Origin of the sequence: Micromonospora sp. CPCC 205561, from assembly GCF_036906775.1 — a bacterium.
Taxonomy (GTDB): Bacteria; Actinomycetota; Actinomycetes; order Mycobacteriales; family Micromonosporaceae; genus Micromonospora.
Genome location: NZ_JBAKHV010000002.1, coordinates 102,040 through 123,128, shown reverse-complemented (window position 1 = coordinate 123,128; position 21,089 = coordinate 102,040). Strand labels below are relative to the sequence as shown.

Genomic DNA, 21,089 nt, shown 5'->3' with positions numbered 1-21,089 from the left:
CACGGAGGACCGGCCCCTGCCGTCGGTGTCGGTTTCGGGTGTCAGGAGGAGTAGCCGCGCTCGGCGACCCAGTTCGCGACCTTCTCCAGCGTCATCCAGTACTCGCCCTCCGGGGCGGCGGGGTCGGCGACCCGGAGCAGCGCGCCACCGTCCCGGTAGCCCACCAGGGTCAGGTAGTGCCCGCCCTCGTACGAGTGCGGGCTGCCGGCGGTGTCGACGGCGGTGCCCTTGATGTTGGCCACCACCGGCCGGCCCTGGTCGAGCGCCGCGACGGCGTCGGAGCGCAGCCGCTCGACCTGCTCGGGCTTGGCCACCGGCCCCGGGATCTCGGTCGTCCGGTACTTCCCGCCGGTCAGCTCGTTCAGCACCCGGGTGATGTCCAGGGCCGAGTCGGTGCCGGCCTCGGTGGTGCCGAGCCGCCTCGCGACCTCGTCCTGCGGAAGGGGCCTGCCCAGCGCGGACAGGGCGATCCGGGTCGCGGCGGGCCCGCAGTAGTAGAAGTTCGGCTGCGCCTGGTACTCGACGCCCAGCACGCGCTCGGCGCGCCGGTCGGCGCGGCCCGGGTGGCCGTCCCGGCCGACGTATCCGGAGCCGACGGGGGCGGTCGCCGCCGGTGCCGCCTCGGCGGCCACGGCCGGCACGGTGAGACAGCCGCCGGCCACCAGCAGGCCGGCGACGGAGAGGCCGCTCTTCTGCACGATCGGGTTCATGGTCGGGCTCCAATCGGGGGTTGACGCCTCCGGGGGGACCGGGGGCGCAAGCACCGGGAAAGGCGCTCGGCTCGGGGATTCGTCGGCCGGCCGCGCTCGGCGCGCGGGCGTACCCGGAGATGCAACGGCGGTTCGCCGGCGGGCATTCCGGGCCCTCGGCCGGGCGTACCGGCCGCACGACGAGGTGCAACGGCGGCACGCGCGGCGGGATTCCGGGGCGCGGGTGCCACGCGTCACGACGCCACCGGCGCGGCGGTGCCGTCGAAGGCGCGGCGGTGCCGTCGAACCGGCCAGGGGGGACCGCAGGGGGCGCGGCGCGCCGCCGGGCGTCGGCGGTACGAACCGGTCAGGCCGTCACAGACTTCCGAGCAGGCGCGTCACCGCGATCTCGATGACCACCCGGTCCGGATTCGGGCGGGGCGGACGGTAGCGCTCGGCGTACCGGCGCTCGGCCTCGGCGACGGCGGGCCCGTCGGAGCGCACGACCGCCCGCCCCTCGATGGTGAGCCAGCGCCGCCCGTCGACGTGGCAGACGGCCACCGGGGCGCCCCCGGGGCCGGCGGCGGCGACGTGCCGTGCCTTGCGGGACCCGCCGCCGGTGATCACCCGGGCCAGACCCGCTGTCGCGTCGAAGGTGACCCCCACCGGTACGACGTGCGGCGTGCCGTCCGGCCGGAGGGTGGTCAAGGTGGCCAGGTGCCGCTCGCGGCAGAACGCGGTGACCCGCTCGTCGTCCGGTGCCAGCCGGTGGTCTCCCGCCATGTCATCGCCCCGTCATCGCCGTGCCGGTCACGGCACGGGGCGGCGGGCCCGGTCGGAACCGGACGGCACGTCCGGCAGGCCGGCCGCCGGAGGGCTCCCGGCGCGCCGCTGCCGGACCAGCCGGCCGAGATAGAGCAGCGCGCCGGTCAGCACCGCCATGTCGTCCAGGTAGATCGGGTCGGGCAGCAGGTCGATCGGCAGGACGGTGTAGAGCAGCGCCCCGTAGAAGGCGACCTTGCCGCTGACCCCGAGGGTGCCGAGCAGCCGGCGGGTGCGGATCACCCGGACGGCCAGCACCACCGCGCCGACCAGCGTGACGACGGCCACGACCCCGACGAGGACCCACGCCTGCCTGGACATACCGCCACGCTAGCCCAGCGGGACCCGTTCCGCCCGACGGTCAGTACGCGGGGACGGCGGCCCGGCCCCGGGCCACCGACGGCGCCTCCCGGCCGGAGACCGCCGGGAACTCGCGGGTCTGCTCGGTCGTGGCGGCTTCGATCAGCGGCAACAGCGACTGCGACTCCCGCGAGGGAGGACTGACCGCGGCGAACGCCTCGTCCCGGAGGCTGCGTGCCGCCTCGGCGGCGGTCTCGGCGGCCCGCCACGCGGCCTGCTCCCGCTCCCGGGCCGCCCGCTGCCGGGCGAGCAGGTTGTCGCGTACCGCCCTGCGCAGCACCAGCTCCTGCTCGACCGGGTGCAGTCGGGGGTCCCAGCCGCCGCGGTGCGCGAAGACGTCGCTGAGCTGCTCCACCGACAGCTCCTTGCGCCAGTACGCGTCGAGCGCGGCCCGGTGCAGGAAGCGCTCGCGCTCGGCGTACTCGGCGGGCGTCCGGACGGTACGCGGAAGGGGCATCGCCTCGGCGCCGGCGAGCCGGCGGACGTCCGCCTCGGCGGCCTCGTACGACTGCCAGGCCGTCTCCACCTCCTCCTGGGCCGCCAGCCACTCCGACCGCAGCCGCGCGGCGGTGGCGGCGGCTCGTTCGGCGGCCACCGCGACCTCCTCCGCGTACCGGGAGCGGTCGCGCGCCTCCTCGGCCCGTTCCAGCTCGCTCGGCATCGCGGCGCGCCGGATCCGCGCGCCGGGGTCGAAGCGGAGCCGGCCGGGGCGCAGCAGCAGGCCGGCCACGGTGACGGCGACGACGCCGAGCAGGCTCAGCCAGATCACGGCGGCCCGGGGGACATCCGGCAGTACGAAGGAGAGCACGGTTTGCATGGTCGGCACCTCGCGGTCGGTCGAGGGGATTTCGTGGTCGGGCCCGGGTGGACGGGCCGGTGGGGCATCGTGGGCGCGGGGCGTACCGCGGCGGTGGCCGCCTCCGGCGCCAGGCGCGGCGAGGCCGCCCGGCGGAGCCGGGGGACGACGCCCACGGCGCCCGGTGCGGGCGCAGCGGCGCCGCCGCCGAGAGCGGTCGGGCGGACTGGCGCCCGCGGACGCGGAGCCGGCGGGTCAGGCGGTGGGCGGACCGCGCCGGGCGGGGACGCCGCGGCCGGGGTCGTGGGCCGGAACGTGCGGCCGGACGGCCGGGACGACGGAGATGCCGGCCGGGGCGTCGGTCCGCCGGACCTTCGGCGGGGCCGCGGCGTCGGTGAGCCGCTCGACCGCCGGCGCCGGGTGCGGCAGCGGCTGCGCGGCGCGGGCGCTCGCGGCCTGGCCGAGGGCGGCGGGGGAGGGTGCCGGGGCCGGCGCGACGCTCGCGCCGCCGAGGCCGACGGCGAGCACCAGCGCGGCGACCGCCAGCCGGGTCAGCTCGCGTAGCGAGCGCAGCGTGACCGACCAGAACGGGTCGGACGCTACGGACGACACCCGTCCAACCTACCGCCCGTGCCCGGCCCGCGCAGCGCGGCGACGGCCCGGATCCGGTGACCGGCGCCACGAAGTCCGTAGTGGACCGCGCGGGGGCGGCGCCCTGGACCGGCACCGGGCGGCGGGCCGGACGTGCGACGGCCCACCCGGCGGGCGAACCACCGGATGGGCCGTCGTCGTGCGGGTCCGCGTCAGCCGTCGGCGCCGACCACGGGCGGAGCGGCGTCCGCGCCGTTGCCCCAGACCATGTCGTCCTCCGTCAGCCAGGTCATCCGGCCGTCGGCGTTGTCGTCGTCGTGCGGCCCCTGCCCCGCGCCGAGGACGCCGGGACGGTTGGCCCCGCCGGCCGCGCCTCGGGCGCCGCCCGGGCGCCCCGCCCCGCTGGCCGCCCGGTCACCCGCGCCGGCCATGCCCTGGCGCGCCGCGTCCCGGGTGCCGTCGAAGCGCCGGCCCATCCCCGTCGCGGACCGGTTGTCCGCCGTCGGACTGCCGCCGGCGGTGCGGACCGAGGAGGTCGGCGCGTTGCCGGCCGAACCGGCGAGGGCACCGGTGCCGAGCACGCCGCCGGCAGCCCCGCCGCCCTGCGGGCCGAACTGGAGGCCCGGACCGCCACCGGCCGAGGCCGTCGAGGTGCCACCCGGGCCACCCGTACCGGCGACGGTGCCGGTGAGCAGCGCGGCGCCGGCGAGCGAGGTGCCCGCGGCCACGCCCCCCGGGGTGCCGCCGACCGTGCCGCTGTTCGGATGCCCGCCGCCGACCGCGCCCGGGACGAGCGTCCCGGATTCGCCGCCGCCCGGCCCGGAGCTCGGCGTGCCGGGGGCCGCGACGGTGGCGCCGCCGGGCTTCCCGGCGAGGCCGCTGGTGGTCGGCGCGGCCGTCGGGGTGGTGGAGTCGGGGGCCCTGCGCGGCGTCGTCGTGGAGTCGCGGCTGGTCGCGCCCGGGGTGTCCGGGTCCGGCGACGGCGGCGGGACGATGCGGCCGTAGGCGGAGAGGTCGTAGCCGGCGGCCAGCTCGGCCACCACCTTGACCATGCGCTGGTGGGCCTTCTCCTGCTCCGCCTTGTCCTGCTGGTGGCCAAGCAGCCCGCCGACCAGCGCGCCCGGGACGCCGAACATCGCGCCCTTGACCGCGCCCGCGGCGGCCTTGTCGTGGTCGTCGGTCTCTTCCGGGCTCTCCGCCTGCTCGCGCGCGGTGCGCAGGTCGGCGGCCATCAGGGTCAGGCCCCGGCTCACGTCCGCCATGCCCTCGCCGAGCTTGTCGGCGTAGTCGGTGACGAGCGTCAGGCGGCGCTGGAACTCCTGTGAGGCCGAGCCCGTCCAGGTGTTGGCCAGCTTGTCGAGGTCGCCGCTGAGCTCGCGGGACAGCCCGTCGAGCATGCCCTTGAGCGCGGTCCACTGAGCGGCGACGCCGTCGACCTGGCCCGGCTGACCGGCCATCACGCCGTCGTAGAGCTGCTGGTGACTGAGTGGCTCGTAGCGCTGGGTGTACTCAGACACGCGGTTCCTCCTTCCGCTTCAACGCGTCGTCCACCCCGGTCAGCGCCGCGGCGATGTCGGTCGCGTTGGCCGCGTTGCGCTCCTCCGCGGTGCGGTAGTTGGCCAGGATCGTCGCAGTGGCGCTCTGCGCGGCCTTGACGGCGGCGCGCAGCCGGTCGACCTGGTCCACGTAGGACTGGTGGATGTCGGAGTAGCGGCGGGCGTTCTGGGTGGCGTCGGCGAACGAGCCCAGCGCGGGAGGCCGGCACTGCATCTCCGTGCTCAGCTTCCGCAACGCCTTCTCCGCCTCGGTCAGCCGGCTGGCCAACTTCTGGTGGAAGTCCTCCAGGGACATCAAATCGACTGTCGTGCGCCCGGTCATGGCAGCATCCCCGTAGTCATCGTCGATAACCGTTGGCAGGGTCAGGCTAGTCGACCGGTGCGACTCGGGCGACCCGCCGCCGGCACGGATCCGACCGTGCGAACTCAGCCCTCCGCGTTGGCGGTGGGGGAGGACGCGCCGGGCGAAACCGGTGCGTCCGACGCCGGTCCGCCGGTGGGCGTCGCCGGCGCTCCCGACGGGGTGGCCGGGCCGCCCGTCGGCCGCGCCGGGCGGGCCGGCTGGGCCGAGGGCGCGGGGCCGGGGGCGAAGTGCGAGAGCGCGTCGTCGCGCGACAGCGTCGGCCCGGTGGGCACCAGGGCCAGCAGCGACGCCGGCACCGCCAGCGGCCGCACCCCCTCGTAGCCGAGCGCCGACATGGCGCCGACACCGAGCGGGTACCGGACCCCGAGGACGTTGATCAGGTAGACGGTGGCACCGGGGGCGGCCGTGCCGCTCTCGCCGGCCCCGGGCATGGCCTGCACCAGCACGCCCTTGCCCCCGGGCAGCAGGACGCCCTGGGCGGTGCGCACGCCGTCCCGCGCGGTCTGCCGCACCGGCACCGCGCCGGGCGCCGCGCCGGCCAGCTCCGGCGGTACCCGGTCGAAGATCTCCAGCGTGGTGGTGGGCGGGCCGCCGGCGGCGCCGGCCCGGTAGGTCGCGCAGACGACCGTCCGGCCCGTGGTGACCGGGTGCAGCGCGGGCAGGGCCTGCGGCATCCCGGCCTCCTCCGCCCGCTGGTCGGTCAGGAGCCTGCCGGCCTGCGCGGGGGTGATCTCGGTGACCTGGCCGCCGTCGCGCAGCAGCAGCAGCGCGCTCATCTCCCCGATCGCGGAGAGGCCCTCCCTGGTGAGCACGTAGTGCTGCCCCGCCGCCCGGAAGACCTGACCGACCCTGGCCGGGCGCTCGGTCAGGGTGCTCGCCTCGTCCGCGCCGGCGATGGCCGGCTCGCGCAGGACCGGCCCGGCCGGCACGGCGTTGAGCAACTGCTGCCCCACGCGCAGCCGGGGCGCGTTGGCCATCCGCAGCGCCGCGAGCGCGGAGTCGCCACCGGTCACCTGCAACCGGGTGTCCGCGGTGAGCAGGTGCCGCTGGCCGTCGGCCTCCACCAGCACGGCCCGGTCGCCCAGCGGCACGCCACCGGGCAGCGGACGGTCGATCACCACCCGGGTGCCGGAGTTGCGGGGGTCGGCCGGGTCGGGGACGTCGCAGACGGACCAGGGCAGGCCCGTCAGGGACTTCTTGTCGGGCAGCGCGTCCGGGGCGCCGACGATGCCGACCGTACGCCCGCGGGGCCGGTCGCGGATCGACGCCTGGGACATCGTGCGCACCTGCGGGGCCGGCTCGTTGATGATCAGTCGGGCGGAGGCGTAGTTGAGGGTGGGATGCAGCTGCCCGTCGACGAAGACGTACGTCGCCCCGGTCTCCCGCTCGATGACCAGGGTGTTCGGCTCCAGCGGCGCCTTGTTGCCCGTGAACTGCCCGTACGCGCCGACACCGCCGAGCACCACGGCCGCGGCGATCGTGCTGCCGAAGACGGCCATGCCCAGCCGCCGCATCGGCAGGTTGCTGGTCTCCGGGTCGCCCGACAGCAGCGCCGAGACGATCCGGCGGGTGACGAAGCGGTACGCCTGCACCTGATCGCGGCGGGTCCGCATGACTTACCTCCGGCCGGGGTGGGTCCGCGACGAGCAGGTCCGAGTCGGTGTCGCGGGCTTCCCTACGATAAGGGGCCGTCGACGGGTCAACGTGACCAGCGCCCGACCCGATCCGGCGGACGCTCCGCCGTCCAGAGAGGACTGTCAGCGATGACGCAGGTTCAGGCGCCACCCGGTCGTCCGGCACCGCAGCCGTCCGGCGTCGCCCGGCGGCCGGTCGTACCGGCCGACCGGCGCGACCGCGGTCGGATCGGGCCGGTCGCGGTGGGGCAGCTCGTGGTGCTGGAGCTCTGCGCCCTGGCCGCCTGGGCGGCGCTGGGCGGGCCGGTCTGGCTGGCCGCCGTCGTCGGGCTGCTGTCGCTGCTGGTGGCGGTCGCGGCCTTCGCCCGCCGGGGCGGCCGTTGGTGGTACGAGGACCTGCTGCTGCGCCGGCGGATGCGGCGCCGCCGGGAGGCGGCCAAGGGCAGCGTCGCGGCCGGCGGCGGGGCCGACCCCAGGCTGGCGGCCCTCGCCCCCGAGCTGACCGTGACGGAGCTCACCGACCGTGGCACCCGGCTCGGCATCGGGCAGGACGCGCAGGGCTGGTTCGCGGCGGTGGCGCTCCAGGGCCGTGCCGGGGCGCCCGCCGGCTCGGTGGACGCGTCGGTGGTGGACCGGGCGCTGCGCGTGCTCGCCGACTTCACCGGCCCGGTCACCCGGGCCCAGGTGGTCTCCCACACCCTGGTCTGGTATCCGTCGCCGGGAGCGCCGCCGGCCGCCCACCGGACCGTCTGGGTGGCGCTGCGGCTCTCGGTGCGCGACGCCCGGGTCGAGACGGTCAGCCGGGGCGGGGGCATGCCCGGCGTGCACCGCACGCTCTCCGCCGGGATCGGCCGCCTGGGCAAGGCGTTGACCGCTGCCGGCCTCGCCCACCAGCCGCTCAGCCGCGAGGAGCTGCGCGCGGCGGTGGTCTCGGCCGCCGGGCTGGACCTGGCCCCGACCCCGCCCTCTGAGACCTGGACCGGGCTGCGCGGCGGCGGCTGGACGCAGCGTTGCCTGGCCCTGCGGCCCCGGGCCGGCGCGCCGTTCGGCCCGATCGTGGACGCGGTGACGGCCACCTCCGCCCCGTCGCACACCCTGGCCGCCGTGGTGCTGCCGGGCGGCCGGGTCGCCCCGCCGATGCTCCGGGTGGCGGCGCCCGACGACCACGTGCAGGCACTGGAGAAGACCGTGCTGGAGGTGTCCCGCCGGTGCGGCGCCCCGGCCCGCCCCGTGGACGGCGAGCACGCCCCGGGGGTCTACGCCACCGCTCCGGCCGCCACCACCGTCAGCACCCTGCAGGCGACCGACTGATCCGCGGCCCCCACCGCGCGGCCCGCGCGGCCCGCGCGGCCCCCCCCCGGGCAGGGCGGGTCAGGGGCGGAGGTTGACGATCCAGCCGTAGAGGCCGACGACCCAGACGGCGAGCGGGACCAGCGCGATGATCAGCATGATCTCCACGATGTCGAGCAGCCGGCCCCAGACCGGGGAGATGCGCTTCCCGGCCACGGTGAGGCCGTAGATCAGGCTGACCACGGCCGCGAGCACGAGCCCGCCGAGGATAAGGCCGAGGCGGACCGCCGTCGAGCCGCCGCCGAAGGTCGCCGCGGCGGTCAGGGCGAGCCCCGCCGTGCCGGCGAAGAGCACCGGGGTGCGCTGGGCGCGACCGAGGAACGGCCGGGCCCGCAGCAGCGACAGCAGCGCCAGCACCAGGCAGAGCAGCACCGCCGGCAGGCTGCCGTCGAGCGCGAGCACCACCTGGGCGCCGAGCACCAGCAGCGACACCGTCCAGAGCAGGCCGGTCAGGAACTCGTCGGCCCGCTCGCTGAGCTGGAGGACCTGCCGGCCGTCCACCGACTCGGTGTCGGTCTTCAGGTCGTCGGGGCCGGTCGGGATGGACGGGACCGGCAGCCGGGCCAGCCGGTACGCGGCCATCGGCAGCGCCGGCACCGCGCCGAACGCGACGGCGGCGACGACCGCGGCGGCGGCCGGCGCGTCGGTGTCGAACGCCAGGCTGACCAGCGCGCCGAAGCCGGTGCCGGCGGCGACCGCGACCGCGCCGAAGAAGAGCGGAAGACGGTCGCCCACGGCCAGCGCGGCAACCGCCGCGCAGACCACCACCGCCGTCGCGGCGAGGAGCACGTGCGGGGCGGCCAGCCCGGTCAGCGGGCGGTCGCCGGCGAGCAGCAGCAGGCCGCCGACGCCCGCGTACGCCAGACCGACTGCCGCGAGCACCGACCCGGTCGCGCTGTCGGCGGCGGCCCGGGACAGCACGGCCGCGCTGACCACCAGGGCGACCGCGACCACCAGCGCGGCCAGCGCGCCGGGCAGCTGCGGCGGCCCCGTGAAGAGCGCCGCCACCGCGCCGGCGCCGAGCGCCGCCGCGGCGAAGAGCACCGCGAAGGAACGGGTGGTGCCGACCTGCCAGGCGCCCGGGCGCTGGTTGGTGGCGGTGGCCACGGCGTCGACCACGTCGTCGAAAACGATCTCCGGCGCGGTTGCCGACCGGGGGTTGAAGTAGAGCACCTCGCCGTCGCGGACGCCGAGCTGCGTGGCCGTGCGGCCGCCGTCCAGCGGCTGGCCGCCGAGCCGGGCCAGGCTCCAGCCGCCGTGCCGCACCCCCTCGTCGGCGAGGTCCTCGCCCGCGTAGCGGAGCAGGGTCGGCAGCAGGTCGGCGAGGGGTACGTCCGACGGCAGCGCGAGATCCATCCGGGTGCGGGGCGCCACGATGGTGATCCGGCTCAGGCCGCCGGTCGCCGTCTTCGTCGCCACAGTGGCCTCCTCGCGCTCTCTACGATCGCCCCTGGGCCGGCGGTGCCGACGCACGGGCTCCTGACGCCCACGGGAGATTACCTACGATGGCGGGCACGTACGATGCCCACCCGACGACTCCGGTCGCTCGCCGAACTTCATCAGGGCCGCTTCTGGGAGGAGACAGCCGTGAGCACGGTGGTGTTCCGCCGGCTCCCGCGTCAGCCGGGGCCAGCGCTGCCGCGAGGCGAGGTGCTGCTGGAGTCGCCTCCGGAACTGCCCGAGCCGACCCCGCGCGGGATGGGGCAGCTCCTGATGATCCTGCCCATGGTCTGCGGCGTGGGCGCGATGGCGTTCCTCTACGCCGGCCGGGGCGGCGGCACGATGACCTACATCGCCGGTGGCCTCTTCGGCGTGTCCATGCTGGGCATGGCGATCGGGTCACTGAGCCACGGCAACAACGACAAGGCCGAGCTGAACGCCGACCGGCGCGACTACATGCGCTACCTGGCCCAGATGCGCAAGCGCACCCGGCGCGCCGCCGAGCAGCAGCGGGCCGCGATGGCGTGGCGGCACCCGGAGCCGGACGCGCTCTGGTCGATCGCCGCCTCGCGCCGGCTCTGGGAGCGGCGGATCACCGAGGACGACTTCGGCGAGACCCGGATCGCCACCGGCCCGCAGCGCCTCGCCGTGGAGATCGTTCCCCCGGAGACCAAGCCGGTCGAGGACCTGGAGCCGATGAGCGCCATCGCGCTGCGCCGCTTCGTCCGCGCCCACTCGACCGTGCCGGACCTGCCGACCGCGCTCTCGGTGCGGGCGTTCAGCCGGGTGGTGCTGCGCGGCGACCGGGAGCCGGTGCTCGACCTGACGCGGGCGGCGCTGGGCCAGCTCGCCACCTTCCACGCCCCCGACGACCTGGTCGTCGCCGTCGTCGCCGCGCCGGACCGGCAGCCGGCCTGGGACTGGGTGAAGTGGCTGCCGCACAACCACCACACGGCCCGCACCGACGCCGCGGGCGCCCGCCGGATGGTCTTCGCCAGTCTCGCGGAGGCCGAGGAGGCGCTCGCCGGTGAGCTGGCCGGCCGGCCCCGGTTCGCCCCCGAGGCGAAGCCGCTGACCACCGCGGCGCACCTCGTGGTGGTGGTCGACGGCGGCGAGGTCTCGGCGACCTGCCAACTCATGGGACCGGGGCTGCTCGGGGCGACCGTGATCGACCTCTCCGGCACCGTGCCCCGCGACGCCGGCCGCTGGCTGCTCTGCCTCGACGTGGGCGACGGCAGCTCCCTCGAACTGGTCCGCGGCGCCTCCTCGTCCCGGCTCGGCCGGCCGGACCGGCTCACCGCGGCCGCCGCCGAGGGGCTGGCCCGGCAGATCGCCCCCTACCGGCTCTCCCAGCAGCAGACCACGTCGGAGGAGCCGCTGGCGCGCAGCATGGAGCTGCCCGACCTGCTCGGCGTCGGGGACGCCGCGACTGTCGACGTGCAGCAGACCTGGCGCCCGCGCAGCCACCGCGACCGGCTGCGCATCCCGCTCGGCGTCGGACCGGACGGCAACGTGGTGGAGCTGGACTTCAAGGAGTCCGCGCACGAGGGCATGGGTCCGCACGGCCTGATCATCGGCGCGACCGGTTCCGGCAAGAGCGAGCTGCTGCGTACGATCGTCGGCGCGCTGGCCGTGACGCACTCCTCCGAGGAGCTGAACTTCGTCCTGGTCGACTTCAAGGGCGGTGCCACCTTCGCCTCGCTGGACGCGCTGCCGCACACCAGCGCGGTGATCACCAACCTGGCCGACGAGCTGCCGCTGGTCGACCGCATGCGCGACGCGCTGGCCGGCGAGATGACCCGCCGCCAGGAGGTGCTGCGGGCCGCCGGGAACTACGTCTCCCGGTACGACTACGAGAAGGCCCGGGCGGCCGGCGAGCCGCTCGAACCGATGCCCAGCCTGCTGATCATCTGTGACGAGTTCAGCGAGCTGCTCGCCGCGAAGCCCGACTTCATCGACCTCTTCGTGATGATCGGCCGGCTCGGCCGGTCGCTCGGCGTGCACCTGCTGCTGGCCAGCCAGCGGCTGGAGGAGGGCAAGCTGCGCGGCCTGGACACCCACCTGTCGTACCGGGTCGGCCTGCGCACCTTCTCGGCGGTGGAGAGCCGGATCGTGCTCGGCGTGCCGGACGCGTACGAGCTGCCCAACGCCCCCGGACACGGCTACCTGAAGACCGACACCAGCACCATGCTGCGGTTCCGGGCCGCGTACGTGTCCGGGCCGTACCGGGCGCCGGGGCAGGCCGCCGCGTCGTCCCGGGCGCTGGTGCAGCGCCGGATCGTCCGGTACGGGGTGGACTTCGTACCGGTGCAGAACCCGACGCTGCCGGTGGCCACGGAGCCCGAGCCGGAGCAGCCCGCCGACGGCAAGGTCGTGGCGATGCTGGACGTGCTGATCGACCGGCTCAAGGGGCGGGGCCGCCCCGCGCACCAGGTGTGGCTGCCGCCGCTGGCGGAGCCGCCCGGGCTGGGCGAGCTGCTGCCGCCGCTGAGCGTCGACCCGAAGTTCGGGCTCTGCACCGCCTCGTGGGGCGGGCGCGGGCGGCTGGCCGCTCCGGTGGGCGTCGTGGACCGGCCGTACGAGCAGCGCCGCGACCCGATGCTGGTGGACCTGGCCGGCGCGGGCGGCAACGTGGTGATCGTCGGCGCCTCGCTCAGCGGCAAGAGCACGATGCTGCGCTCGATGCTCGCCTCGCTGGCGCTCACCCACACCCCCCGCGAGGTGCAGTTCTACTGCCTCGACTTCGGCGGTGGCGCGCTGCGCAGCCTGGACGGGCTGCCGCACACGGCCGGCGTGGCGGGGCGGCGCGACACCGAGGCGGTCCGTCGGACGGTGGCCGAGGTGGTGGCCGTCCTCGACGAGCGCGAGACGCGCTTCGCCCAGCACGGCATCGACTCGGTGGCGAGCTACCGCCGTCGCCGGGCGGCCGGCGAGTTCGCCGACGACCCGTTCGGCGACGTCTTCCTCGTCGTCGACGGCTGGAACACCCTGCGCCAGGAGTACGAGGAGCTGGAGCAGACCATCACCACCCTGGCCAACCGGGGCCTGGGCTTCGGCGTGCACGTGGTACTGACGGCCGTGCGGTGGGCCGAGATCCGGATCAACATGCGCGACCTGCTCGGCACGAAGCTGGAGCTGCGCCTCGGCGACCCCAACGAGTCGGAGATCGACCGGCGGGCGGCGGCGAACGTGCCGACCGGTTCGCCGGGGCGCGGCCTGACCCGCGACAAGCTGCACTTCCTCACCGCGATCTCCCGGATCGACGGGCGCCGGGACATCGACGACCTGACCGAGGCGTCCATCGCCCTGTCCCGGCACGTCGCGTCGGCCTGGACCGGTCGGCCGGCCCCGAAGGTGCGGCTGCTGCCGCGCAAGCTGCCCGTCGGCGAGCTGATGCGCATCGTGGACCGGTCGGCCCCGGGCCTGCCGATCGGCGTCAACGAGTCGGCGCTGGCCCCGGTCCACCTCGACTTCGTCAACGAGCCGCACCTGACGGTCTTCGGCGACGCCGAGTGCGGCAAGACCAACCTGCTGCGGCTGATCGCGCGGGGCATCACGGAGCGCTACACGCCGGCGCAGGCACGGCTGGTCATCGCCGACTACCGGCGCGGCCTGCTCGGCGCGGTCGAGGGCGACCACCTGCTCGACTACGCCCCGTCGAACCAGGTGTTCGCGAAGGGGCTCGGCTCGATCCGCAGCGCCCTGTCCAACCGGCTGCCCGGCCCGGACGTCACCACCGCGCAGCTGCGCGACCGCAGCTGGTGGAAGGGGCCGGACCTCTACATCCTGGTCGACGACTACGACCTGGTCGCCTCGGGCGGCAGCAACCCGCTCAGCGCGCTGCACGAGTTGCTGCCCCAGGCGCGCGACATCGGCCTGCACCTGATCGTCACCCGGCGGGTGGGTGGCGTCGCCCGGGCGCTCTACGAGCCGGTCCTGCAACGCCTGCGCGAGCTGGACCAGCCCGGCCTGCTGATGTCCGGCAACCGGGAGGAGGGCGCGGTCTTCGGCACGCTGCGGCCGAGCCCGCAGCCCCCGGGCCGGGGCACGCTGGTGCGCCGGCGCGACGGTCAGCAGCTCATCCAGACCGCCTGGGCGGAGCCGGTCTGAGGGGCTCGCGCAGCGGCCGGGTCGGCGGGACCGACCGGCGTGCGGGGATCCGGTAACCTGCGGCACGAGCGTCGCAGCCGACGAGAGGACCGTTTTGAGCACATCGTGGACGCCCGGCGGCATGGGCGCGGCCGGCCTCGAGGGCATCCTGCGTCAGGCCCAGGAGCAGCAGCGCAGGCTCGCGGACTTCCAGCGGCAGCGCGCCGAGCTGCGGGTCACCGGGGAGAGCCCGGACGGCCTGGTCCAGGTGACGGTCGACGGTGACATGAAGGTCGGCGACATCGAGATCAACGCGCGGGCGATGCGGCTGGACAGCTTCAGCCTCGCCGAGTCGCTCCAGGCCGCCGTCGACGCCGCGTACGAGGCGCACGCCGAGCGCCAGCGCGAGCTGCTGGAGGAGATGCTCGGCGGCTCCGACCTGGTCCGGCGGGCCGAGGCGGGCAAGGTGACCCCGGAGGAGTGGTTCCAGCAGTTCGGGGTGGATCTCAACGACCCGCTGCGCCGGCTGCGCGGCTGACGAGGGGAGAGGGCCAGTGGCCAACACTGTCGACGTCGACGCCATCCGCGAGGCCGGGCAGAAGCTCGCCGCCGCCGACGGCCCGATGGCGTACCTGCGCAACGCGCAGCGGGCGTTGGAGGGCGTCAAGCTCTCGACGATGTCGATGACGCTGCTCGGTCTCTCGGCCGTCAGCGCGCACAACGACGCCGTCGACGGCCACCTCGACAACCTGCGCAGCGGCGTCCAGCACCTGGAGCGGGCCGCCGCCAATCTCGAACAGAGCGCGCTGAACTGGGAGAAGTCGGACCAGCCCTGGGTGGTCAAGTGACCTCGCGGGTGCGGGACGCAGGGAGGGCTCGATGCCGGAGATCCTGATCGCCAATTCCTCGGGTTCGGTGGTGGGGACGCACAGCGTCGCCGCCCAGACCGCCCCCGTCCGCTCGCTGGCCGGGGCGGCCCGGGCCAACTGGGCTTGGCTGGTCGGCGCCGCGTTCCTGACCGCCGCCATCGTCCACCTCGAGACGTTCGACAACGACGAGGTCAACCAGTCCATCAAGGAGTGGGGCGACGCGGCCCGCTTCCTGGGCGGCGACCAGTTCGGCGCGGCGCTGGAGAGCGTGATCCCCTCGAGCGAGGAGTGGGACTTCGACGACCGGGACGCGTTCGACGCCTTCGTGCGGAAGCTGAACGCCGAGATCGGCGCGCTCGCGGAGGCGCTCAACGCCAACAAGGAGGCGTTGACCGCCGTCCGCGACCACTTCAACGCCTCGATCGACGCCCTCGTCGGCGCACTCGTGCCGATCCTCATCGCGGTCATCGCGGCCGTGGCCCTGCAGGCGTTCCCGGCGACCGCCCCGCTGGCCCAGGCGATCGGGGTGGCCGGCCTGACCGCGACCGCGGCGATCCTCGGGCTCATCTTCACCGACATCGGGGCGCTGTTCTCCACGGTGGCGTCGGCGTTCCGCGGCAACAGCCAGTACAACTTCGTCTCGGACTCGCGTCCGGGCTGGGCGACCGGGAACGCCGACCCCGACATCAAGGACATCCGGATCGACTGGGTGAAGGATCCGGGCTTCTACCGGGCCTGAGCGACCGGGCCGAGAGGTGGGTGGCACCGTGTGGCAGAGCGCGATGTTCGGGTACGCGCTGGCGACCGTCCCGGTCTTCATCGTCCTGGGGGTGGTCGCGCAGCTCTCCCGGTCGCGGGCGGCCCGCAGGGCGATGGAGCTCGTCCTGCTCAGTGGAGTGGCGGCGTTCGGCCTGGCCCTCGGCACCCTCGCCGACGACGCGGTGCAGTGGGTGATCGTATCGATGTTGACCGTCGTCTTCGTGGTCGGATTGGTGATGCACGTCCGCTCGTACTCCCGGTCCTCCTAGGTCGAGACTCCCCTCGCGGGGGTTTACGCGCAGCGTGCAGGGCAGGGCTGCGGTTGATGGACAACGTCCGCTACGGTCTTGACTGAGTGTCCGTCGGTGGGGTTTTTGCCTTGCGGCGGGGGAGGACGCGGCGACTGCGCCGCCACAAGATGACGGAAGGGTGTGAAGCATGGCGTTCGAGGTCGAAGCAGCGACTCTGCATACCGCCGCGGGTGACGTGCGCTCCACGCGCAGCGAGGTCGACGGCGAGCTCAAGAAGCTCTGGAACGTGGTCGACGACCTGGCCATCGCCTGGAAGGGGCAGGCGTCCACCGGCTTCCAGTCGCTGATGCAGCGCTGGAACGAGGACACGGGCAAGCTGCTGACGGCGATGGACAACATCGCCGACCTGCTCGACAAGTCGGGTACGACGCACCAGGTCAACGACGAAGAGCAGCAGCAGATGCTGGACAAGTTCCACTCTGCACTCAACCCGTGATCCGCCGACACGAGCAGGGGAGGAACTCATGAGCATCAAGGTCGACTACGCGGTCCTCGAGAACAGCAACCAGCAGATGATGGCCATCTCGCGGACCATCGACGAGAAGCTGGACACGCTGCGTTCGATGCTGTCGAAGCTGCAGTGGGACGGTGAGGACCGTGCCGCCTACGAGCAGCACCAGGCGCAGTGGGACGCCGCCGTCCGGGACATCAACAAGATCCTGAACGACATCGGTGGCGCGGTGGGCATCGCCCGCGAGAACTACGTCAGCACCGAGATGAGCAACGCCAAGGCGTGGAACTGACACAATCGCCGATGCGGCTCCGGTCCGGTTCGACCGGGTCGGAGCCGCATCGCGTTGTACGCCGATAGGTCCTGGGAGAATCATGCGTGCGGGGAAGCCTTCGTGGCCCAAGCTCAGGCTGGCCGTCGCCGCGCTGGCGCTGGCCGTCGGCGCCGGCTCCGGCCCACTGGCCGCGCCATCTCCGGCCCGCGCCGACACGGTGCGCGGACTCCAGTGGTACCTCGACGCGCTCAAGATCCCGCAGGCCCACCAGATCACCAAGGGTAGGGGTGTCACCGTCGCCGTCATCGACACCGGGGTCAACGCGACCCTGCCCGACCTGCGTGGCCAGGTCCTGCCGGGCAAGGGCGTGACGTCCGGCGCGGCGGCCGACGGCCGCCGCGACGACGACACCAGGGCGGCCCACGGCACGGCGATGGCGGGGATCATCGCGTCCCGCGGCGGTGGCGCGATGCGACACCTGGGCATCGCCCCGGAGGCGAAGATCCTCCCCGTCGCGATGGGCAGCTCCTTCAACTCGGGCGACCTCGCCGAGGGCATCCGCTGGGCGGCCGACGCCGGCGCCGACGTGATCAGCATGTCCGTCGGCACGGGCACGGCGGCGACGCCCGAGGAGATCGCGGCCGTCCGGTACGCCCTGGACAAGGACGCCGTGCTGGTCGCCTCGGCCGGCAACCGCCTGCAGAACACCCGCGTCGTCACCAGCCCCGCGAACATCCCCGGCGTCATCGCGGTGACCGGGCTGGCGAAGAACGGCGAGTTCTTCGCGGAGAGCGCCACCGGCCGGGAGGCCGTGCTCGCCGCGCCGATGGAGAAAATCATCTCCCCCCGGTCCGCGTCGGTGTCGTCCAACGGCTACGGCATCGGCAGCGGCACGAGCGACGCCGCCGCCATCATCTCCGGGGTGGCTGCCCTGGTCCGCGCCAGGTACCCGGACCTCGACGCGGCCAACGTGGTGAACCGCCTCGTCCGCACCGCCCGCGACAAGGGTCCGAGCGGGCGCGACGACCGGTACGGCTTCGGCGCGGTCGACCCGCTCGCGGCGTTGACCCGCTCCGTGCCGGCGGTGCGGGCTCACCCGCTGCTCGGCGCCGCGGCCGGTGCGACCCCGTCGGCGGGCGGTGCCGAACCGTCGGCGGACGACGGACCGGCCGTGTCGATCAGCATGAAGAAGGGCTCCGGCGCGCTCCTGCAGGGCGCGCTCTGCCTGCTCGCCCCCGTCGCGGTGCTGATCCTCGTGGTCGTGCTGGTACGCCGGTCCCGGCGGAGGCCGGCCGCCGGGCCGCCCGGCTTCCCGGCCGCCGGCTACCCGCAGCAGACCGGCCCGCCCGGCTACCCGCCGCCCGGCAGCCCGCAGTTCGGGGCGCCCGGCTACCCGCCGCTCCCCGGTCAGCCGCCGGCGCCCGGGGGCGCGCCGGGGTGGCCGGCCGGCAACCCGCAGTTCGGTGGTCCCGGTCACCCGCCGCCCGGCGGAACCCCGACGGGCCCGCCCGCTCCGCCCCAGGCGGGACCCCCGCCCGGGTACGGCCCGACGCCCGCCGGCGGACCCGACCCGTACGGTGTGCCGCCGGCACCCCGGGCCGGTGCGTGGCCGCCGCCCGGCGCCGGGCCGACGGCACCGCCACCTCCGCCGACTCCCGGCGGGCACCAGCAGTAAGCCAGATTGTCAGTCGGCGACGGGGAGGAACCGATGTCGGACGAAGAGACGAGCCCACGGGTGGACAGGACGGAGCAGCCGGAGGAGATCCGGGTGGACACTCCGTACATGCCCATCAGCCCGGTGGTGCCGACGGTGCGCCTCAGCGGCATCACGATGGACAACGTCAACCGGGCGCAGACCCCCTCCGGCCTGGTGCCGGGGGCGGGCGAGAGCGGCGACAACACGGAGTGGGACGCGTCCAGTCTGGACAAGGCCATCGAGTGGCTAGAGTCGCACGCCTCCTTCCTGAACAAGCAGTCGTACACGATGGTCGAGATCCAGGACCGGATGGGCGGCGCGGCGGCGGGCGGGATGGCCGGCGTGGGTGGTGGCGCGTCGAGCCCGTTGGGCGCCTTCGACCGGGCGGGTGACCTGGCCCGGAAGCACAACAGCCTCTTCACCACCACGCAGCAGAGCGTCCGCAAGCTCGCCGAGGACCTCTACAAGGCCGCCAACGCGCTGCGCGAGGTGAAGGAGAACTACGAGACGGCGGAGCGGGCCAACGCCATGTCGGCCGCCGAGATGGAGCGCGCCTTCAGCGCGGCCTCCACCGGATCCAACGGCTGAACGGGAGGGTGACAGGATGCCGAGCTGGGAAGAGATGTGCCAGCAGATCGTCGTCGCGGGCAGGCCGGGCGACGTCACCAGCGCCGCGTTGGGCTGGGAGCAGCTGCTGAAGAACCTGAACTCCGTCAAGGAGAGCCTGGACAAGAACGTCACCGACCTCGGTGAGGTGTGGAAGGGCCCGGCGTACGAGTCCTTCAAGACCCACGTCAAGCAGATCGCCACGGACACGGGCAGGGTCGTCGAGGACGCCGAGAACCACAACGGCATCGTCCAGTCGTTGAAGAGCGCGGCGGACAAGCTCAGCGCCGCGCAGGCCGACTTCCCCATCCCCGCGAGCTGCGTCAACGACGTGCTGGAGGCGCGGAACGGCCGGCTCGTGATCGACACCGGCCTGTTCGAGATGAAGGTCAAGCCGGACTTCCTGGGCCTGCTCGACCCGCTCACCTCGCTCGCGGACTGGCTCAACGACAAGTCCGACGAGGCGGCCAAGGTCTACAACCAGGTCAGCGGCGACTACACGGCGATCGACTCCGGCACGCCCGGCCAGACCACGCCGGGCACCACCCAGAGCCCCAACGTGGAGACGCCCGATCTCGGCGGTGGCCCCGGTGCCGGCAAGACCGGCGGCGTGCCGGGCATGGGCGGGATGCCCTCCACCGGCGGCATCGGCGGTGGCGGTGGCACGCCGTCCTTCAGCGGGGCCGACATGCCCGGCTCGGGCAACCCCGGGATCGGCTCCGGCGCCCACCCCGACCTCACCGGCGGGGGCGGCTACGACCCGAGCGGCGGCTACGACCCGAGCGGCGGTTACACGCCGAGCACCGACAGCCTCGCCGACGACTACGGCAGCGGGCTGGCCGGGGCCGGCGCCCCGAGCGTGCCCGCCCTCGGCGGTGGCGGTGGCGGCGGCGTGCCGGGCACCTCGGGGCTCGGCGCCGGTGGCGGGCTGGGCGCCGGCGGTGGCGGCGGGCTGGGCGGGGGCATGATCCCCGGCGGAGGTTCGCTCGGCCGGCCGGTGAGCCCCAACATGGGGCCGATGATGGGCGGTGGCGCGGCCGGCGCCAACCGCGGCGGCGGCCGGGGCGCGGGCGGCAAGCTCGGCGCCGGTGGCAAGCTGGGTGCGGGCGGCATGGCGCCGATGATGGGCGGCGCGGCCGGCGGAGCCGGTCGCGGCGGCGGTCGTGCGGGCGCGGCGGGCGCGGGCGTCAAGGGCGCCGGTGCGGGCGCACGGGGCGTCGGCGGCATGGCGGGCGTGGGCGGTGGTGCCGGCTACGGCGAGGACGAGGACGCCCGCAACACCTGGCTCGAGGAGGACGAGGACGTCTGGGGCGTCGACGGCGGGGGTGCGCCCGGCATCCTGCGCTGAACGCCTCGACCGAGCGCCGTCCACCCGCCGGTGGGCGGCGCTCGGTGTCGGTCCGGTCCGACCGCCCCGACCAGCAGACCAGGAGGTCAGATGATCATCGAGGATGTGTCGTTCCCCGCCGGTCAGCACTGCGAGACCACCACGCTCGGCGCCCTGCTGCGCCACGAGGGGCTCGACCTCTCCGAGCCGATGCTGTTCGGCCTCGGCGAAGGTCTCGGCTTCGTCTACTGGGACGCGAGGAACATGGACTTCCCGTTCCTCGGCGGCCGTACCAGACCGACCGAGATCACCCGGGCCGTGGCCGACCGGCTGGGCCTGACGCTGCACATCAAGGAGACCGCCTCGCCCCGTAGGGCCTGGCAGAACGTGGCCGCCGCCCTCGCGGCCGGCCGCCCGGTGGGCCTGCAACTGGACTCCTACCACCTGGACTACTTCACCACGAAGGTCCATTTCGGGGCCCACTTCGTCGCGATGTACGGCTACGACGACACCCACGCCTACCTGATCGACACCGCCCAGCAGGGCGGCACCGTGACGACCACGCTGACGAGCCTGGAACGGGCCCGCAACGAACGCGGCCCGATGACCGCCCGCAACCGCTCGTACACCATCGCCGAGCGCGCCGACCGGCCCGATCCGGGCGACGCCATCCGGGCGGCCATCCGCAACAACGCGCAGGCGTTCCTCGACCCCCCCATCGCCAACCTCGGTCACCGGGGCATCGGCAAGGCGGCCCGACAGGTGACGCGGTGGCTCGACCGCTCCCGCGAACCGTCCCGCGACCTTCCGCAGGCCGCCGCGCTGATGGAGGGCGGCGGGACGGGCGGCGCTCTGTTCCGCGCCATGTACCGCGACTTCCTCGCCGAGTGCGCCACGATCGTCGACGACGACAACCTCCGCCTCGGTCATCGGCTCTACGCCGAGATCGCCCCGCTGTGGACCGAGGTCGCCCGCCACATCGAGGTCGCCGGGGAGACCGGCGACCCGGACCAGCTGGCCCGCGCCTCGGCGATCCTCACCGAACTCGCGGAGCGGGAACGCCACGCCATGCGGGTCCTGGCCGACATCCGCGCCGACTGACCAC

Annotated in this window: 21 protein-coding genes; 12 read left to right on the top strand and 9 right to left on the bottom strand. The window is 74.8% G+C overall.

Annotated elements, in window-relative coordinates; genetic code table 11:
• Positions 1-41: 41 nt before the first annotated feature.
• The 8 genes from V6V16_RS02805 to eccB all read right to left on the bottom strand — a co-directional run bounded on the left by V6V16_RS02805 (position 42) and on the right by eccB (position 6,791).
• Entirely contained in the window at positions 42-710 is a 669-nt protein-coding gene (locus V6V16_RS02805) for a C39 family peptidase (RefSeq protein ID WP_334559186.1), read from the bottom strand.
• 354 nt (positions 711-1,064) lie between these two features.
• Entirely contained in the window at positions 1,065-1,472 is a 408-nt protein-coding gene (locus V6V16_RS02800; RefSeq protein ID WP_334559185.1) for a pyridoxamine 5'-phosphate oxidase family protein, read from the bottom strand.
• Between the two features lie 27 nt (positions 1,473-1,499).
• Entirely contained in the window at positions 1,500-1,832 is a 333-nt protein-coding gene (locus V6V16_RS02795) for a YkvA family protein (protein ID WP_334559183.1), read from the bottom strand.
• Between the two features lie 40 nt (positions 1,833-1,872).
• Positions 1,873-2,688, bottom strand: coding sequence for a hypothetical protein (locus V6V16_RS02790; RefSeq protein WP_334559182.1), 816 nt, complete (start codon positions 2,686-2,688; stop codon positions 1,873-1,875).
• Between the two features lie 234 nt (positions 2,689-2,922).
• A complete protein-coding gene (locus V6V16_RS02785; protein WP_334559180.1) occupies positions 2,923-3,279 on the bottom strand; it encodes a hypothetical protein in 357 nt (118 codons plus the stop codon).
• Positions 3,280-3,470: 191 nt separating this feature from the next.
• Complete coding sequence (locus tag V6V16_RS02780) at positions 3,471-4,775, bottom strand: WXG100 family type VII secretion target (protein ID WP_334559178.1); 1,305 nt, start codon at positions 4,773-4,775, stop codon at positions 3,471-3,473.
• The gene (locus V6V16_RS02775; protein WP_334559177.1) at positions 4,768-5,109 is read right to left on the bottom strand and encodes a hypothetical protein; all 342 of its coding nucleotides are present in this window, start codon (positions 5,107-5,109) and stop codon (positions 4,768-4,770) included. Before V6V16_RS02775 ends, V6V16_RS02780 begins: the two co-directional genes overlap by 8 nt.
• Before the next feature lie 131 nt (positions 5,110-5,240).
• A complete protein-coding gene (gene eccB, locus V6V16_RS02770) occupies positions 5,241-6,791 on the bottom strand; it encodes a type VII secretion protein EccB (protein WP_334559176.1) in 1,551 nt (516 codons plus the stop codon).
• A gap of 150 nt (positions 6,792-6,941) precedes the next feature.
• On the opposite strand from eccB, the gene V6V16_RS02765 reads away from it, so the two are divergent.
• Positions 6,942-8,123, top strand: coding sequence for a type VII secretion protein EccE (locus V6V16_RS02765; protein WP_334559175.1), 1,182 nt, complete (start codon positions 6,942-6,944; stop codon positions 8,121-8,123).
• A gap of 60 nt (positions 8,124-8,183) precedes the next feature.
• Here V6V16_RS02765 and eccD read toward each other — a convergent pair whose 3' ends face one another.
• Positions 8,184-9,581, bottom strand: coding sequence for a type VII secretion integral membrane protein EccD (gene eccD, locus V6V16_RS02760; protein WP_334559173.1), 1,398 nt, complete (start codon positions 9,579-9,581; stop codon positions 8,184-8,186).
• Between the two features lie 168 nt (positions 9,582-9,749).
• Between eccD and eccCa the strand changes: the two genes are divergently transcribed.
• From eccCa to V6V16_RS02705, 11 genes are all read left to right on the top strand, one after another.
• On the top strand, positions 9,750-13,712 hold the full coding sequence (gene eccCa, locus V6V16_RS02755; RefSeq protein WP_334559171.1) for a type VII secretion protein EccCa: 3,963 nt from the start codon (positions 9,750-9,752) through the stop codon (positions 13,710-13,712).
• Between the two features lie 94 nt (positions 13,713-13,806).
• Entirely contained in the window at positions 13,807-14,229 is a 423-nt protein-coding gene (locus tag V6V16_RS02750; RefSeq protein ID WP_334559169.1) for a YbaB/EbfC family nucleoid-associated protein, read from the top strand.
• 16 nt (positions 14,230-14,245) lie between these two features.
• A complete protein-coding gene (locus V6V16_RS02745) occupies positions 14,246-14,539 on the top strand; it encodes a hypothetical protein (protein ID WP_334559168.1) in 294 nt (97 codons plus the stop codon).
• Positions 14,540-14,570: 31 nt separating this feature from the next.
• Positions 14,571-15,299, top strand: coding sequence for a hypothetical protein (locus V6V16_RS02740; protein ID WP_334559167.1), 729 nt, complete (start codon positions 14,571-14,573; stop codon positions 15,297-15,299).
• 16 nt (positions 15,300-15,315) lie between these two features.
• A complete protein-coding gene (locus V6V16_RS02735; protein WP_334559165.1) occupies positions 15,316-15,588 on the top strand; it encodes a hypothetical protein in 273 nt (90 codons plus the stop codon).
• Between the two features lie 169 nt (positions 15,589-15,757).
• On the top strand, positions 15,758-16,066 hold the full coding sequence (locus tag V6V16_RS02730; protein ID WP_121396950.1) for a WXG100 family type VII secretion target: 309 nt from the start codon (positions 15,758-15,760) through the stop codon (positions 16,064-16,066).
• 28 nt (positions 16,067-16,094) lie between these two features.
• Positions 16,095-16,373: a WXG100 family type VII secretion target gene (locus V6V16_RS02725; RefSeq protein WP_334559164.1), complete on the top strand. Its 279-nt coding sequence runs from the start codon at positions 16,095-16,097 to the stop codon at positions 16,371-16,373.
• A gap of 82 nt (positions 16,374-16,455) precedes the next feature.
• Entirely contained in the window at positions 16,456-18,030 is a 1,575-nt protein-coding gene (locus tag V6V16_RS02720) for a S8 family serine peptidase (RefSeq protein ID WP_334559163.1), read from the top strand.
• 33 nt (positions 18,031-18,063) lie between these two features.
• Positions 18,064-18,639, top strand: coding sequence for a hypothetical protein (locus tag V6V16_RS02715; protein WP_334559162.1), 576 nt, complete (start codon positions 18,064-18,066; stop codon positions 18,637-18,639).
• A 16-nt stretch (positions 18,640-18,655) separates the two neighbouring features.
• Positions 18,656-20,005: a WXG100 family type VII secretion target gene (locus V6V16_RS02710; protein ID WP_334559161.1), complete on the top strand. Its 1,350-nt coding sequence runs from the start codon at positions 18,656-18,658 to the stop codon at positions 20,003-20,005.
• Between the two features lie 90 nt (positions 20,006-20,095).
• Entirely contained in the window at positions 20,096-21,085 is a 990-nt protein-coding gene (locus V6V16_RS02705) for a BtrH N-terminal domain-containing protein (RefSeq protein ID WP_334559160.1), read from the top strand.
• Positions 21,086-21,089 lie beyond the last annotated feature (4 nt).

Excerpts from the sequence above, each read along its gene's own strand:
- V6V16_RS02795 (WP_334559183.1), bottom strand. The coding sequence starts at position 1,832 with ATGTCCAGGCAGGCGTGGGTCCTCGTCGGGGTCGTGGCCGTCGTCACG.
- V6V16_RS02775 (WP_334559177.1), bottom strand. The coding sequence starts at position 5,109 with ATGTCCCTGGAGGACTTCCACCAGAAGTTGGCCAGCCGGCTGACCGAG.
- V6V16_RS02705 (WP_334559160.1), top strand. The coding sequence starts at position 20,096 with ATGATCATCGAGGATGTGTCGTTCCCCGCCGGTCAGCACTGCGAGACC.
- V6V16_RS02720 (WP_334559163.1), top strand. The coding sequence starts at position 16,456 with ATGCGTGCGGGGAAGCCTTCGTGGCCCAAGCTCAGGCTGGCCGTCGCC.
- eccB (WP_334559176.1), bottom strand. The coding sequence starts at position 6,791 with ATGCGGACCCGCCGCGATCAGGTGCAGGCGTACCGCTTCGTCACCCGC.
- V6V16_RS02715 (WP_334559162.1), top strand. The coding sequence starts at position 18,064 with ATGTCGGACGAAGAGACGAGCCCACGGGTGGACAGGACGGAGCAGCCG.
- V6V16_RS02710 (WP_334559161.1), top strand. The coding sequence starts at position 18,656 with ATGCCGAGCTGGGAAGAGATGTGCCAGCAGATCGTCGTCGCGGGCAGG.
- V6V16_RS02725 (WP_334559164.1), top strand. The coding sequence starts at position 16,095 with ATGAGCATCAAGGTCGACTACGCGGTCCTCGAGAACAGCAACCAGCAG.
- V6V16_RS02800 (WP_334559185.1), bottom strand. The coding sequence starts at position 1,472 with ATGGCGGGAGACCACCGGCTGGCACCGGACGACGAGCGGGTCACCGCG.
- V6V16_RS02805 (WP_334559186.1), bottom strand. The coding sequence starts at position 710 with ATGAACCCGATCGTGCAGAAGAGCGGCCTCTCCGTCGCCGGCCTGCTG.
- V6V16_RS02730 (WP_121396950.1), top strand. The coding sequence starts at position 15,758 with ATGGCGTTCGAGGTCGAAGCAGCGACTCTGCATACCGCCGCGGGTGAC.
- V6V16_RS02740 (WP_334559167.1), top strand. The coding sequence starts at position 14,571 with ATGCCGGAGATCCTGATCGCCAATTCCTCGGGTTCGGTGGTGGGGACG.
- V6V16_RS02765 (WP_334559175.1), top strand. The coding sequence starts at position 6,942 with ATGACGCAGGTTCAGGCGCCACCCGGTCGTCCGGCACCGCAGCCGTCC.
- V6V16_RS02790 (WP_334559182.1), bottom strand. The coding sequence starts at position 2,688 with ATGCAAACCGTGCTCTCCTTCGTACTGCCGGATGTCCCCCGGGCCGCC.